Consider the following 15501-nt stretch of genomic DNA (forward strand, 5'->3'; position numbering starts at 1 on the left):
CGTTGGTGCCGAGGCCCTTGGCGTAGGCGGCGCCGTTGAGGGTGATGGTGTGGCCATCGCCAGCGGCGCTCTCGCCGTTGCTCATGTCCCGCTCGACCGGCCCCCAGCCGTTGGTGGAGGAGGTCCATGCCATGTCGCTCAGGTATTGCGTGCCCGTGCCGCCGCTGGAGGTGAACGTGGCCGTGAACGTGGCATTGGTGGTTCCCATCACGATGTCGTGCTGCTGCGCTCCACCATCCGACCACGACAGGAACGTGGCCGAAGCCTGGGGTGACGGCGCATAGATCGTGTGCGCCGAGCCGACAATGGTTTGGCGTACGAACGGTGCGGTCACGTTTTGGCCGCTGTAGTTCAGTTGCAGCCCGCTCGGGATGCTCGCGAGGGTGATCTGGACGGTTTGCGGGAGAAGCGCCACGGAGGTCGTTCCAATGGCTCCGGCGCTATCGGTAGCGCTGAGCACGAACTCCAGATAGCTGTCGTCGCCGTGGTCGGGCACGACGAACGTGCCGGTTGGTCCCGCCGTCTGCTGCACGAAGTGCACGTGACACGAGCCGCCCGGACAGTGGTGGATCACGACCTGCCAGCTCAACCCTGACGAGGGGATCGCGCCATCCTGCTGGTCCACGGCGGAGCCAGAGAACGTGATGGTGTCGCCGACTTTGTACTGCGTAGTGGGAGAGGGCTGTGTGATCGATGGGGTCGGACGCGAGTTCGCCGTTCCGGAACACGTGACGTAGACGTCGGCCCAATCGGCGTGATCGTTCACGGTGCCGTCGCCGCCGTCGTTCACGACGAGGTCGAGTGTGGTCCGACCGGAGACGTTAACGGTGAGCGCTTTCGATGGCGTCGCACCGGTCATCAAGCCACTATCGAACAGGACCACCCCGTCGCCAAGGATCTGGAAACCGACCGAGCCCGCGGGCCCCACCTCATCGTCCACGCCCACGTATCCTGTGAGCGTCGAGCACGAGCCGCCGAGAGTAAAGCTGATGTCGGACGCGGCGTTGACGCCCAACCCCTTGGCGTAGACGCTTCCGTTCAGCGTGATCGGCTTCCCATCTCCCGCCGCGGAATCGCCATTGCTCATGTCGCGTTCGACGGGCCCCCAGCCGTTCGTCGCGGAGGTCCAGGTCCAGTCGCTCAGGAAGCCGCTCGTGCCGGATGTCTGCGCGGTGCTGAAGGTCCACGTCTTGTCGGCGGACATCGCCGCACCGTTGGCGTCCTTCACGCCGTTGGCGCCGCCCACGACGCGAGCGGTGTAGGTTGCGCCCGCGTCGAGCGCGGACGTCGGCTGGAGTGTCGCCGTCAGAGACGTCGTGTTGTACGCGACCGTAGCCGCGACCGGTTGCGTCGCCCCCTGCTTCGTGAGGGTGAACGTCGACGCGGTGATCGTGGTCGCATCCATCGCCTGCGAAAAGGTCGCCGTGACGCTCGTCGATTGAGAGACGCCGGCCGCCTGGTCCGCGGGGCTCGTCCTGGTAACGCTGGGCGGACTTGATCCCTGGCTCTGGCAAAGGACCTGGGCGCCAGCCCAGTCGCCGTGGTCGTAGGCATTGCCGTTCCCGCCGTCGGTGACGACCAGCTCCAGAGTGTTGACGCCGGTCAGGCCGACGTTGACGCTCTTCGTCGCCGAGGCGCCGGTCATCAGGCCGCTATCGTAGCGCTTCGTCCCGTCAGTCCAGACCTGAAACACGACGGATCCATTGCTTCCCACTTCGTCGTCGACGCCGACATCGGACGTGAACGTCGTGCATGCGCCGGCCAGCGCGTACTGGACGTCCGAATAGGCATTGGTCCCCAGGCCCTTGGGGTATACCGTGCCATTGAGCGTAATGGGTCTACCATCGCCAAGAGCCGAGTCGCCGTTGCTCATGTCGCGTTCGACCGGGCCCCAGCCATTGGTCATGGAGATCCAGCTCATGTCGCTGACGTACGCGGACGTGGGAGGTGGCGGCGGTGCGCCGGTGAAGTCAATCCGCCGCAGCTGCTGCGCGCTGATGGCGATGTACCAGAGATTGCCGTCCGGTCCCATCTCGATAGCGACCGGCCCATCTGCGCCGGTCGCAAAGTTTGTGGGGCCGCTGACGAGGGCGTTGTTTGCGTCGAGCTGGGCGTACTGCATCGTGCTCAGACCGTAATCGCCGTAGAAGTACGCCCCCTGGTATTGCGCCGGGTAGAGCGAGCCGGTATAGAAGGCCCCCCCCGTGACCGCAGACGTCTGCCCGTTGTGGGGATAGGTGATGAGGGGTGGCTGAACCGGCCCCGTCGCATACAGCGTCTGGCAGGTTGATTGACCAGCGTAGCCGGCCTGCTGGCCCGTGCCCTCGTAGCACGGCCATCCAAAATTGGCGCCCCGGAGGCCTACGTCGATCTCTTCCCAATCATTCCAGCCGACGTCGCCGATGAATGGCGTACTCGTGCCTGGCCGAATATTGAACCGATAGGCGTTCCGGAAGCCGTAACCCCAGACCTTCGATCGATTCGCGCTGGCCGAGCCGTTCCAAAAGGGATTTGTGGAAAGTCCGGCGCCCGTCGTCGTGATACGGAGGTTCTTTCCCGCGAGGGAGTCGAGGTTCTGAGCCCGGAGGGCATCTGCGTTGACCGTGTTCCAGCTTGCGGCGTCGCCCAACGTGACGAACAGTGTCCCATCCGGCGCGAACTTCAGCGCTCCGACGGAGTGCCCGTACCATTCGGAGGGGATGCAGTCCGCCCCGACGGGAAACCCGCCGCAGCCGGGCCCAACCTGGCTGCCGAGGATCACCGTTTCGTTGCCCGCTGTGTCGCCAGTGGCCGTGACCCGAGTCAACCGCCCAGTCTTCGGGCCGTTGTATTGCGTCGGATCGTTTTCGTAGGTGTAGAGCAAATACACGAAGCCGTTGCTCGCGAAGTTGGGATCTACCGCGATGCCCAACAGGCCTCGGTCGTAGTAGTCATTCACGTGGTTGCTGATGTCGATAAAAGGCGTGGTGAGCAGCGAGCCATTCTTGTAGACGCGAACGACCCCGTGTTTCTCGGCGATCAGAATTCGACCGTCGGGGAGGAAGGCGAAGTCCGTGGGAAGAGACAGGCCCGACGCGACGGTCGTCGATACGAATCCATTGGGGAAGATGCTGTTTACCCGAGCGGGCACCGGAAGGGCGCCCGGTGGGCTCTGGGGAGAAAGGGTGGCCGCGGAGGCACGCTGCACGCCGGCGAATTGCTGGACCGCGCGCACGAGTCCGCGTAGCAGCGCGACGACGCCGATCTCTTGCGCTGCCAGCGGGGGCCGCGGAAGGCCGCCAATACACCCACGGCCCGCAGCGACGGCGGCGTGTTCGAGAGCGGCTAGCTGGGCTGCATTCCGCCCGAGGCCATTGGCCCACGCGAAGCCGGCCCCGACCAGCGCCTCGGCCACCGTGTCGCCCACGCTGTCCGTCGCGTAGTACATCCGTCGGCCGCGTGAGTCGAAGGTGATGTCCGGATCTTCGTCGAGGGTCAGCCCTGACGCGACCAGCTGTTGCATGTATCGGGTCGCCTGGCGGCCGCAATCCGTGTTCCCCATCGGTGCCGTAACGCCGATCAGGCCGATGGTGACCTGCTGACCATTGATGTGCACGTCGAACGTTTCGCCGTCCGCTGCCCGAACGAATCCCGTCGTGTGGACCGCGCCCGTGCCAGGCGGCGGCGCTCCGCCCGCGGGCACTGGTGGTCCCGGCGGAGGAGACAGCGAGATGGACTGGGCACCCGCGAACGCCGCCGGGTCGGCAAAGGACTGAAGCAGCGTGAGGACCACGACGATGGCGAGGTAGCGCACGGCGCGTCGTCGGGGGGATCGAGTGCCGTGGCGCATACGGACAAATGTCAACGCGACTCCCGAGGTCATGGTCTGAGGGAATCAGCGGATGCGACCCGCGAACGCGGCATATGTGAGCGATCGAAACGATCGGCGCGCGATGTTTTACGAGTCGGAATTCACCGCTTCACACGGTCTGCAATCATTGTCCCTTTTCCATCGCTGTCGTGGCACTTGTCTGACGTTAACCGTGAATTGCTCGGATCATTCAATCCCGTAACAGCGGTTAAACAGAACGAAATTGCGCGCTGTTCTGCCATTCCGTTGGGCGAGTCGTAACTTTGTCGTTACATTAGACCGAAGCTGTCGTATACCCCGGTATAGTTTCAGTAACGGGACACAGCCGACCGACTGCCCGATCCACTTTTCTAAAGAAGTCTGCGCTCTTGGATCGTTCTACTTCGCTCACGGTCGTTGGCCTCCGCATGCCCAGCGTCGACGCGATCGCGCGCGGCACGTGGGTAGCTGCCCCCTTGTTGCTCCTCGGGGTTTCCCTGCGCTTGTGGATATTGGCGATCCCGGACATTGAGCCGAGGTCAATGACCGATCTTGGGCTGATCTCGGTCCTACCGCCGGCGTTGTTCGCAGCGCTCGGAACGCTCTTGCTCGCGTTCTTCGCGGCCATCCACGCGCCACGGACATCGCCGCTCGTGTGCTTCCTGTCAATCGTGATGCTGATCCTGCTTCTCTACGGGACCGTCCCCATCGTCGAAGGGCTGCCGCGTACCGAAGCCGCGTGGCGGCACATCGGCTACATCGAATACATCACGCGGAACCACGGCATTGACCCGACGCTGAACGCTTACTTCAACTGGCCTGGGTTTTTTAGCGGCGGCGCGCTCTTCGTCGAGGCCGCGGGACTGCCGGACGCCGTGCAGCTCGCGCGGTGGGCTCCGCTCGCATTCGACTTTCTGTACATCGGTCCGCTGCTGCTCATCTTCCGGACCGTCGCGCGGGACGAGCGAATTGCCTGGATGGCGCTGTGGGTCTATTTCACGGCGAACTGGGTTGCGCAGGATTACTTCTCACCCCAGGGGTTCGCGCTGCTTATCCATTTCGCCATCGTCGCGATCCTGGTCCGGTGGTTCACCGGCCCACCGCCGTCATGGGTTCGGCGATTCGCCAACGCAGCCGCTCGATTCCGGCCGGCCAGTGGCGACGCGGGTGTGGCTCCAGAAGCGGATAAGGTGGGCGCGGCGGCGGTGGCGCGGACGCGTGCCCAGCGTATGCTGCTGGCCACGATCGCCGTGCTGCTCTGCGCGACGATCGTGGCCAGCCACCAGCTCACACCCTTCGTGACGCTGGCGACGTCTATCGGGCTCGTCGCCATCGGTGGCTGCCGCTTGCGGAGCTTCCCGATCCTTTTGTCCGCCATGATCGTGGCTTGGGTCTCCTACTGCGCTATCCAGTTCATGCTGGGAAATTTGATGCCGCTCCTGTCAGATGTTGGCCGGGTTGAATCGATCGTGAGTAGCAACGTGACTGAACGGTTTCAGGGCAGCGCTGAGCACATCTTTGTCAATCGGATGCGGATCATTCTGACGCTGACCGTCTGGGTGGTCGCGACGCTCGGCGCCATCCGTCGGGCTCGCGCCGGGCGGCTCGAGCCGGTCCCAATGGTCATCGCGGCCGCCCCGTTTCCACTCCTCGCACTGCAGGCGTATGGGGGCGAGATGATGCTCCGCGTGTACCTCTTCGCGCTCCCCGGAATGGCCGTGCTGGCCGTTCGGCTGCCCTTTCCCCGGCAGGTGCGGTGGACGTCCATCTGGGTTCGCTTGGCGACCGTACCGGTCGCCTTTGGGGTCATCATCGCGTTCCTGCTCGCTCGGTATGGCAATGAGCGGATGGACTACTTCACCCATGAGGAGGACCAGGCGATGCGGTACTTCCAGGCGCTGACGGTGAATGGCCGCGCGCCAACGGAGCACGCCACCGCAGACGACCCGGGCCCGCTGGTCGTGGTTCCATCGTGGGACCTGCCACTCCGATTCCATCGCGACGACATGTACTCGATGATGGTCATGGATATCCCTGCGCTGCGCGATGCGGCCGGGCTACCCGCGGGCGATCCGGAAAGCCTGGCCGCGTTGGTGGCCGGGCGCCCGCATGACGGCGCATACCTGATCGTGACCAGAAGCGAGAAGGCGCATCTTCAGCTTACGACTGGGCTCAGCCCAGCGCGCTTCGACCGTCTCGTGGCCGATCTCATCGACTCCGGCGAGGCGCGGGTCGTCTACAGGAACCGCGACGCGACGATTCTTGTGCTCAATGAGGAGGCAGGGGGATGAAGCCGCCCACGGCGGTCACGCTGTTGCTTTTGGCAGCCGCCGGGACCGTGGCCTGCATGCTTCGATTCGCGCCCGGCGCGATGGCCACAACGATCGCGGTCATCGCCTTCTTCTCGGCGGGCCCCGGCCTCGCCGTGGTTCGGCTGCTCGCGATTCGCGACCTCGTCGAGGCGCTCACGCTCATGTTCGGCGTCAGTCTGGCGGCCGACGTGATCGTCGCGGAAGCATTTGTGCAGGCTGGGGCGTGGTCGGGGAACGCGGCGGCGGTGGTCCTCCTCGCCCTCACGGTCGTCCTTGCCGCGCTGCCGCCCTTTCCGCGCGATCCGTCCCGTGGGGCACCGGAGTAGGAGATGCGCGTGTCTCCGGCGATCAGCAGCGCGACGGAGCTGCGAGGTATCGTCGTCCTCGCATTCACCGCGTATCTGGGGGTCATCGGTCTCGCGGAGGCGCTCTTGGCCACGTCGGAACCGGTGGCGGGACTCGCCGCGTATGCGCTGCTTCTCCTCGTGTTGCCCCTACACGCTGCGCTTGCAGGCGAGCCGGCTCGTTCGTGTGCGCTCGCACTGACGATCATTCCCGTGCTCCGTATCTGCAGCGCCGCGCTCTTTCTGCTTCCCTCGCTACCCACTGTCGCGTCGCTTGCGCTCCTCGACGCGCTCCTGTTGACGTCGCTGGCCTGGTCCGCCCGGTCCCTTGGCTTGGGATTCCGTGAGTTGGGGCTGCGGCTCGGCAACCCCGTCAGTCAGCTCGCCATCGGCGCGCTGGGTGTGCCGTTGGGGTACCTCCTTTGGTACTCGGCAGCCCCGGCCCCGCTCCCCGGCAATACGGCGCAATGGGTCTTGGTCGTCCTGGGGTCAGGGCTCATCGCGAATGCGCTGGCTCAAGAGCTTGCATTTCGAGGCGTGCTGCAAGCGTTGGCTCTCCGAGCGTTCGGGCCCAGCGGTGTCGCCCTCGTCGCCGCGTCTTTCGGCGCGCTGTACGCTGGAGCCGGGTCCGCATGGCGGGTACCGCTGATGTTTGGATGGGGTCTCCTGCTGGCGGCCATGGTCCGTCGAACCGAGTCATTGGCGGGCGCGGTGCTCGCCCACGGCGCCGCCAGCATCGTCACGTACGTTGCGCTCCCCCTCGTCGTCGCCCATCTCCCCGCGGTTTCGGCGACGGCTGGGGAAGGGACGGCGTTCCAGCCGCAGGCCGCCCTGGCGGTCCTCCTCACGCCAGCACCGGCTGACCCGAGGCCCGACGCCGCGATCGAGGGTGCGCGCGCGGAATCGCCACTCGGTGCGTCGCTGGGTCCCGAGATCTTCCCAATTTCGCGGATCCACGATTCGACAGGAGTGGGCGCGGTGGTGACCATCGCCGTACTCGGGCTGCTCCTGGAGTGGCAGGTCGCCGAGGCCGCGGGCGCCACGCTGCGGTCGCCGATGAGCGCCCTCATCGGCGCCATCGCGCCGCTCCTCTGTGTTTTCGGGGCCATCGCCGGGCACCGGCTGATCAATATTCCCTGACTCGAAGGCTCGACCATCGCACCAGGGCGCCAGGGGCCAGTCCCACGGTCCGGGCTGCCACGCGCGTCGCTCGAGGGTCAGAGGACGACGACTTCGTATCCCGAGAGCGTGATGCCCATTCCATTGACGGCTATAGACGTCGCCGAGGGCCGCTTGTTGATGAGCATCGTGTGGCTGTCGGACGCCAACACCTCGACGTCGGTCGACGACGAGGTCGCGTGGTATAGGGTCGTCCCCGGTCCAAAATACTGGTGAAACGCGCGATACACGTTGTAGGTCGGGTAGGGCTGACCGCCACCGGCGACCAACGTGCTGCTGAACAGGTTCTGGTTGTCACCACCGAAGGGTTCGTTTGGTTGGCTTTGAGGTTCCCACCGGAGGGAAACCGCCGATCCGCCCTTCAGCTCGTGATACAGAATGGACGCGAGACCGACGGCCTGCAGGTCCCAGTTATCAGACCCGCTGAAGTAGTCCTCCGCCCACCAGATGGGAAGGGACGTCCGAGCGTGAATCTGGCCGGAGATCTTCTCGAACTGCTCCGTGAGCTGGAGGAGCTGCGCGTCCGTATAGGAGGCGGGATCGTGAACGTCTTTCACCGGTCGGTCGAGGACGATGAAATCGGCCCCGTGCTTGTGGGCGAGCCAGTAGTCGATCACGTCCAGATCGCGCCGCGTCACGGGCTCCACGCCCCAAAATCCGATGCGCGACCCCGTACCTTCGATGACGAGGTACGGGCCGCCCACCTGGATTGCCGGATCGACGGCCTTGAGGGCGTCGTATACCTGGTTGTAGAGCGCGGTGTACGCGGCGGCGTCCCAGGTGTTCAGACGGTCGTTCCATAGCCCTTTGAACTCGTTCCAAACCTGGTAGTAGCGGACGTCGGGGTACCGAAGCGCGACTTGTCGCGCGAGCTCCGCGAAGTCGGCGTAATGGTCGGGAGTCGGAGCCGTCCCCAGCTTGCTCCAGTCGGTCGTGCCGGCTGGACCGCCCCACATCCAATCCGGAGCACAGCAGAGCGTGATGACCGGGGTCAGGCCCAGGTCCCGCGCCAGCTGAATTCGGGCGTCGAGAGAGTCCCAGCTGTAGATCCCCGGCCACGGCTCCGGATTCTCCGCACCGAATCCCATGATGTGCTGGTTGGAATAGCGCACGCTGGCGCGCAGAAGGTTCTTGGCGCGCGCCACCGCCACGGGATCTCCCCAGTTATCGAGGCTGTACTGCATGTGGGAGACGCCCACATCAAAGTCGCTCGAACCGATCGCGTCCGTGCGATCAATAGTTACGAGAACGTCTGGGCCACCGGTAGGCACGGGGCTCGGGATGAACGCGATCAGCACGGACTGGGCGACCACGAGTATGGCGCCGAGCGCTCGGGTAAGTGGCAATCGGACGACATCCACCTTTGGGTTCGCGGCTATCCTTACGCGGCCGGAGATGAATCGGCACGCGCCGATCTCCTCGCCTCCACTGATTCAAGCATACACACGCCGCGCCGGTATCACCCGCTTGCGATCGTCGCCGCGAACGATCGGTTGCCACGGACGTCAATCGTGATGCGCCGTGCTGCGAGAAAGGCACGAGCTGAATTGAAACTCGGATGTCGCGTGCCGCAATATTAGAAACATAAGAGATTTCTAAGAATCGCACCGGGAGCCGCCGTGGCTGGGCTACCGAGGAGCGTCCTTCGCCCTGCGGCGGTGCACCGGAACTGGACGTCGACCGTTGCGATGGTCATCGTCCTTCTTGCGGGCCTTACGGTCGGCGGGCCGCTCGGGCTGAACCGACCCGCCGCCCTCGCTGGCGGCTCGCCCCTGTGGCAGCTCAGGAGCTCGTGCGCGCGCGGTCAGCCGGTCGATCTCGGGTCGCCCGACGAGGATCCGGCGGCGGATTTCTCGGGCGCGGAGCTGGAGAGCGCATACCAGTCAGCCGTCGCGCTCTCCGGAAGGTGGATCGATCTCACCGCGCTGACCTGGGATGATGCGACGTCGGGCTGGCGTCGGCTCGCCGACGATGAGATGCCGAGGATCGGGAAGGCGTTCCCGTACTCGCCCCTCACGATGCAGCAGGTCCAATACCCGACCGGCATCGGCACGTATCCCCTCTCGGAGATCACGTACGCGTTGGGCGGACGATACGGCGCGTTTCGCGCCCAGGTTGGCCTGGACGATACGTCGACGTCCTCGGCCAGAGTGCGATTCGCCCTCTATGCCGACGACGTGCTGCTCTTTCGGAGCCCGCTGATGTCCGCGAGTCGCGCCCCCATATCGGTCAGCGCGCCGCTCATGGGTGCGAGCCAGCTGCGACTGGTGGTGGAAGATCCCGACGCGGATGCCCGCGGAGACTATGCGGACTGGATCGCGCCCCAGATCTTCGCTCCGGTTGACGGCGCCGCGGTGCTGGCACAAGCGCACGCGCGTTTGGTTGAGGTACGCGCCGCCCGCGCCCGCCACGTTGTCCAGGCCACCTCGCTCCGTCGACCACCTGTGCACCGTCTCGGCCCGAACGATCGTGCCCCCGAGATCGGCAACCCGGGCCAATCGGTGGTTCGGTTCGACGGGTCGACCTGCATGATCACGGTGGACAATCCCAACGTCTCCGTCGCCTTCGGCTACGGCGGGCCAGACCACGGGCGTCTCTTCCTCTCGTCTCCGGGGGCAGATTCGCCGTCGCTGACCGGGGCATCATCCTCCATTGTCCTCGGCGATCAACGGATTCTGGTGTTAACGGAGACCCAGCCGGACCTGGCCCACCCATGGGACGTGGCCGCTGTATCGGACCCGTCTCTCGGAGCGGGCGCAGGCGTGACGATTCACCTGGTAGCTCCGTCGGGCGACCCAATCGAAGTCCTGATCGACGTTTACGATGACGCAGACTACCTGACGTATCAGGTCCGCCCAGGCGGCGCCCTCAGCCCCCAGGGATATTCGATCCTCACCGACGACACGTCGGCGCATCTGGGGACGCGTCCACGCTATCTGACCGATCGTGGCAAGATCTGGAGTGGTCGGATCCCCGGCGACAGCCTGAAGCGGGAGGTCCCGGTGGAGCCGAGTAAGCCCCTCCTCCTCTGGTCGGACGCCACGAACCGTGGTTTCGTTTTGGCGACGATCGATGTGACCGATCAGCCGATGACGGTCACGGTCGAGCGCGAGCCCGACGCGGAAGACGTCCAACTCGGCTTGGCGATGAGCTTTCTTCCCAGCGAGCTCCAGGCGCCCGGTCCCCACCCGTCTCCGCGGCTTTGGATTGAGGCGACGGCAACGGACAACGTCTACGGCTCGTTTGCCGGCTATCAGGCGGTCATGGCCCGCATGTTCCCGCCTCACCCGCTCCCGCCCTGGGTCAAGTACCAGTGGGATAGCTGGTGGACGTACGGCCCTACGCCAACGGGCGATGGTGTCGAGCGCCAGGTCGACGTCATCGCTCGCTCCCTGGCAGACCTCGGTCCGTGGCACGTGCTCATCGACGCCGCCTGGTACGTTGCATATGGGCGCCCGACGGCCGATCTCCGAAACGTCGACTACGACAAGTTCCCCGATGGCATTCGCCCCGTGGTCGACTACGCGCACGACCACGGCGTCAACGTCGTCATGTACGAACCTGCTGGATTTGTGCAGAGTGGGCTGCCCGAAGGAGGCGAGTGGGAGGCGTTCCAGGCCATCATCGACAACCACCCGGACTGGCTCATCCCGCTGTTCGACGACCAGAGCCTATCCGCGTACATGCTCGACTACACGGTGCCCGCGGTTCGGCAGTACATGCGGGATGTCGTGACCGACGCGATCGACACGTATGGCGCGGACGGGATCGAGCTGGACGGCCTCGCAGACCCGGAGGGGCAGATCACCGATGCCCGCACGCGCGACCTGCACGAGATTCGTACGCCCTACTTCCGCGTCACCGACATCTACAAACTGGTCGCTGATCGGATGCGTGAATTGCGGCCCGACACGTATCTGGAGGGGGGTTGGGTCAATCCCATCTTTGCGCATCCCTACGGCGACACGTTCTTCTGGGCAGATGACTGGCCCGCGTTCAATCACGCATACCCCTTCGGTGGGATGCTCCAACACATCGACTACGCGCTCTTCCAATGGGTCGCCCTGGGCCAGCGCGCCAAGATGGCCACGGTGTGGGGCGACCCGACTGCGCCCGACACGCGGAAGTGGCTGGAGGCCGCGCTCGCTCTCGGAACGCAGGTCAGTATCGGTTTCGATCTCACGAATCTGAGCCTGGATCAGCTCAGCACGCTCCGGACCCGCCTCGTCCACGCCGATCCGTTCAACGGGATCACGGTCGCCAGCGCCAGCGCGCAGCCGAATGCGTTTGCCACGACGAATGGGCACATCTCATTCGTCGGCCTCGTCAATCGAACGTCACAGGCGAAAAGCCTCGACGATGAGGTGGGCCAGCTCAACGTCATCGCGCCCGGGCTCATGGCATACGACGTTGACCGCGATCGGTGGATCGCGGCAACGGACCTGCCGGGTTTTCGGCTCGATCCCATGTCGTTCCGTCTCTTCCTGATCCCGCATCAGCCACGCATTGTCTGGTCGAACGCTTCGTGGACATACGAGCCGTCCGACGACTCAAGCCTCGTCGCGACGCTGAGCGGGCCGGCGGAGATGCAGGGATTCGCGCAGGTCTGGGCCCCAGGCACGACCAGCGTCACCCTCGACGGCATCCCACTTGCTCGCGGGGCATCGAGCGGGCCCAGGCGATACGCATATGATGTACAGACAGGGGTTGTCTCCCTGAGCTTCGACTTCGCCCAGGCTCATCGCCTTGAGATTCACTGGCAGTAGCCTCTTTCACGGCTCGAGGACCTGGTTGGCACACCGCTCTTCCCTCCCGCGCCCCCGGAAGCGCTGGTCGGTCTTCGTCGCCGTTGGCGCGTCGCTCCTCGCCGTGGCCCTGGCGCGGCAGGCGGGCGCCGACGTGGTCCGCGTCGACGACACGGTCCTTCTGGGACGGTGGATCCCGCTTTCCAGCCAGAACTGGACGACGGCGAGCACGGGATGGGTTGCATTCGGAGATCAGGCCCGACCGCGGCGAGACCAATCGTTCTCCGACACACCGCTCGAGATCGGCGGCAAGCGCTTTGCGAGCGGGATTGGCGCCTTTGCGCCGTCAGAAGTCGTGTACCAGCTCAACCCGAGCGATGTTCTGTTCCGCGCCGAAATTGGCATCAACCAAGGGTCGCCTCAGGGCGAGGGCGCGTCGGTCTTCCACGTCTTCGTGGATGACGTTCCGGTCTTCACCAGCTCTCCTATTGCGGCGGGCGCCCCGGCGACTCCCGTGGTCGTGCCCTTGATGGTGGCGGGGCGGCTGCGCCTGGTGGTCGATCCGGAGGGCGAGACCTCGCCGGCGAACCTTGCCTCGTGGGGCGACGCGGCGATTTTTCAGGCGTCAGCCAGCATCGGAAGTCCGAAACCTTTGACCGCAGCGGCGCAAATCATCCGTCAGGGAGGCGCGAACGCCGCGCTGAGAGAAGACGCACAGGCTCATCTCGCCACCGACGCGCTGGACCGCGAGCGCGCGATCCAGGACGTCGTGGGAACGATTCCGGCCTCCGGGTCGGCCGCGGGATTCGATCCCGCCCGAGCGGAATGGATCGTCGCGAACCAGCAGATTGCGGTGTTGCTGACGGTTGGCGACGGCGATTCCGGTCATCTCTCCGTGGTCCGCCGCGCGCCCGGCCAGGTCGTCCTGGATCGGTCAACGTCCGCGGTTCGCCGTGGACGGCACGAATACCGTCTCGTGGATGGAGTGCCCGATCTCGACGGCATATCGCCGTCCAAAGTGGACGTATCGGGTTTCGGTTCGGCGACGGAGGTTCGCGTGCCGTTCTCGTTCGAAGATGAGACGGTCACGGCGATCATCGACGTTCTCGATGATTCGCCGGCGTTTCTCTACCAGCTCCAGCCAAGCCAATCGACTGGCGGCGCAGACTACGAGTTCCTGGACGGCACCGGGACATTCCTCCTCGGAGACGGGTCCCAGTACTTGACGGACGTGAGTCGGATCCGGTCGGGCGCCATACGCGACGATGGACTGCCGCGCCACGAGTTCGTCGACTTCGGCAAGCCGCTGCTCCTGTGGGGTGGTGCGCTTGGGTCGGGGGTGCTCCTCGCGACGGTGGACGAGACCGACCTGATGAGCGAGTTCAGCGCCACCCTGAGGCCCGGCCAGGTCCAGGCCGACTTTGCGTATACGTCGCGCCGCTCGCGCGATCTGGGGCCTGCACCGCGGCTCTACGTCGAATTGACCAGCGCGCAGACGCCAAGCACGGCGTTCGATCGCTATCGCGCCGCCATGGGACGGCTCTACCCGTCGCGCCCGCAGCCCGCGTGGCTCCGGTATCAGTGGTCGACCTGGTACCCGTATGCGATGGCGTACACGGAAGCGGACGTTCGCGAGCAGGTCGACTTCATCGCGCAGAACCTCGCCGACCTTGGGCCATGGCACATCGTTCTGGACGCGGGGTGGTACGTCGCCGAGGGGAAGCCGGGTTCTGATTTCCGCACGATCGATCAAACCAAGTTCCCCCACGGGATTCGTCCAGTCGTCGACTACGCGCACAGGAGAGGCATCAAGGTCGTTCTCTACCTCTCGGCGCCATTCGTCGACTCGCGGGCTCGCCCGGACGATTGGCTCGCGGTAAGGGCGCTGATCCGCGACCAGCGGAGCTGCCTCGTTCGCCTGGGCGGCGATGCCGAGGGATCCGCCTATATCTTCGATTTCCTGCGGCCGTGTACCCGGCAATACTGGCGGTCGGTCCTCGACGATTTCTTCGGCACGTACGACGTCGATGGCATCATCATTGACGGGCTCGGAGCAGCCGAGGGGGCCGAGGTGACGCCAGGCTCCCTCGACCCATTCGACATCGTCAACGTCCTCGCGGAGCAGACCGTCGACATCTATCGTTTCATGTTCGAGCGCGCAACGAGGTACAAGCCCGACGCATATATCGAGGGCGATTGGCACTTCCCCATGATGGCCAAGCCGTATGCGAACAGCTTTCGCTTCAGCGACGACTCCGAGGAGTTCAGCCACCCATACCCCTTCGCGGGAATGGTCGAGGACGTCGACTACGCGGCATTTCAGCACAGTGCCTTGGGCCAGCCGTCCCACATGGGATGGACGATGGGGGACCCGAATACGAGCCAGGTCAACTCCTGGCGACTGGAGGCCGGCCTCGCGATGGGCGCGCTGGCGGCCACCGGGACGAACCTCTTGGATCTGTCCGACGACGGTCTCACGGCGTATCGCGCGCGGCTGGTGCACCAGCGTCCATTCGCGGGGCAAACGTTCGTCGACGATCCCGCGCACCCCAGCGTGTTCGGCACGACTCGCGACAATCTGGCCTTCGTCGGCGTATTGAATCGCGACGGCGTGCCGAAAACGATCACCGCGTCCGTTCAGGATTTCGGTCTGTCAACCAGCAAGCGCTACGTCGCGTATTGCCCCGACGACGACCAGGCGCGGGTCGTTCAAGGGGCTATCGCAACGGACCTGCCCGGGCAGTCGTTTCGTCTCTGGGTCATTGCCCAGGCCCCCGGCGTTCTGTGGACCGATAGCTCATTCACAGAACAGCGAACGAGTGGCGACCTCGAGATCACCCTTGGTGGACCGACGCGGTCGCACGGCTTCGCGGTGGTGTACGCGCCGGGGCTGCGCTCGGTCGCCATGGATGGACGGGAGCTGCATGCCGGCGGCGGCTTCCTGGGTCCCTTCGCGCCTGGCGACTATCAGTACGACGGCGCGACCGGGATCCTTCGTCTCACGTTCGACCACAACGGCCGGCACGTCTTGCGCGTCGGGCTCGGCGCGGCGAGCGTACAATCTGACCAAACCGCTCCATTTGGAGGCTGAA

7 protein-coding genes are annotated in these 15501 nt (G+C 65.2%); 5 read left to right on the forward strand and 2 right to left on the reverse strand.

The genetic code is table 11. From position 1 onward, the window contains the following. Positions 1-3793 (reverse strand): NPCBM/NEW2 domain-containing protein (locus VFC51_03815; protein HZT06132.1); only part of this gene is annotated, 3793 nt, incomplete at its 3' end. 578 nt (positions 3794-4371) lie between these two features. Here VFC51_03815 and VFC51_03820 point away from each other — a divergent pair. Genes VFC51_03820 through VFC51_03830 form a run of 3 tightly spaced genes read left to right on the forward strand, consistent with a single transcriptional unit; the run spans position 4372 to position 7625 of the window. Beyond that, a complete protein-coding gene (locus VFC51_03820) occupies positions 4372-6120 on the forward strand; it encodes a hypothetical protein (protein HZT06133.1) in 1749 nt (582 codons plus the stop codon). Continuing rightward, entirely contained in the window at positions 6117-6467 is a 351-nt protein-coding gene (locus VFC51_03825; protein HZT06134.1) for a hypothetical protein, read from the forward strand. The genes VFC51_03820 and VFC51_03825 overlap by 4 nt, the downstream gene beginning before the upstream one ends. A 3-nt stretch (positions 6468-6470) precedes the next feature. After that, positions 6471-7625 carry a CPBP family intramembrane glutamic endopeptidase gene (locus VFC51_03830; GenBank protein HZT06135.1) on the forward strand — a complete coding sequence of 385 codons (1155 nt, stop codon included), beginning with the start codon at positions 6471-6473 and terminating at the stop codon, positions 7623-7625. Positions 7626-7702: 77 nt separating this feature from the next. Here VFC51_03830 and VFC51_03835 read toward each other — a convergent pair whose 3' ends face one another. Then, positions 7703-9010: a xylan 1,4-beta-xylosidase gene (locus VFC51_03835; GenBank protein ID HZT06136.1), complete on the reverse strand. Its 1308-nt coding sequence runs from the start codon at positions 9008-9010 to the stop codon at positions 7703-7705. Between the two features lie 273 nt (positions 9011-9283). Here VFC51_03835 and VFC51_03840 point away from each other — a divergent pair, with 273 nt between their 5' ends. Both VFC51_03840 and VFC51_03845 read left to right on the forward strand, forming a co-directional pair. Continuing rightward, positions 9284-12430, forward strand: a complete 3147-nt coding sequence (locus VFC51_03840) for an NPCBM/NEW2 domain-containing protein (protein ID HZT06137.1) — start codon at positions 9284-9286, stop codon at positions 12428-12430. Positions 12431-12455: 25 nt separating this feature from the next. Next, entirely contained in the window at positions 12456-15500 is a 3045-nt protein-coding gene (locus VFC51_03845; GenBank protein ID HZT06138.1) for an NPCBM/NEW2 domain-containing protein, read from the forward strand. The last annotated feature ends 1 nt before the right edge of the window (position 15501 follow it).

The sequence above is a fragment of the Chloroflexota bacterium genome (genome assembly GCA_035652535.1).
Taxonomy (GTDB): domain Bacteria; phylum Chloroflexota; class UBA6077; order UBA6077; family SHYK01; genus DASRDP01.

What these genes read in the sequence shown, in the direction of transcription:
- VFC51_03820 (HZT06133.1), top strand. Translation starts at nt 4,372, where the DNA reads ATGACCGATCTTGGGCTGATCTCGGTCCTACCGCCGGCGTTGTTCGCA.
- VFC51_03825 (HZT06134.1), top strand. Translation starts at nt 6,117, where the DNA reads ATGAAGCCGCCCACGGCGGTCACGCTGTTGCTTTTGGCAGCCGCCGGG.
- VFC51_03830 (HZT06135.1), top strand. Translation starts at nt 6,471, where the DNA reads ATGCGCGTGTCTCCGGCGATCAGCAGCGCGACGGAGCTGCGAGGTATC.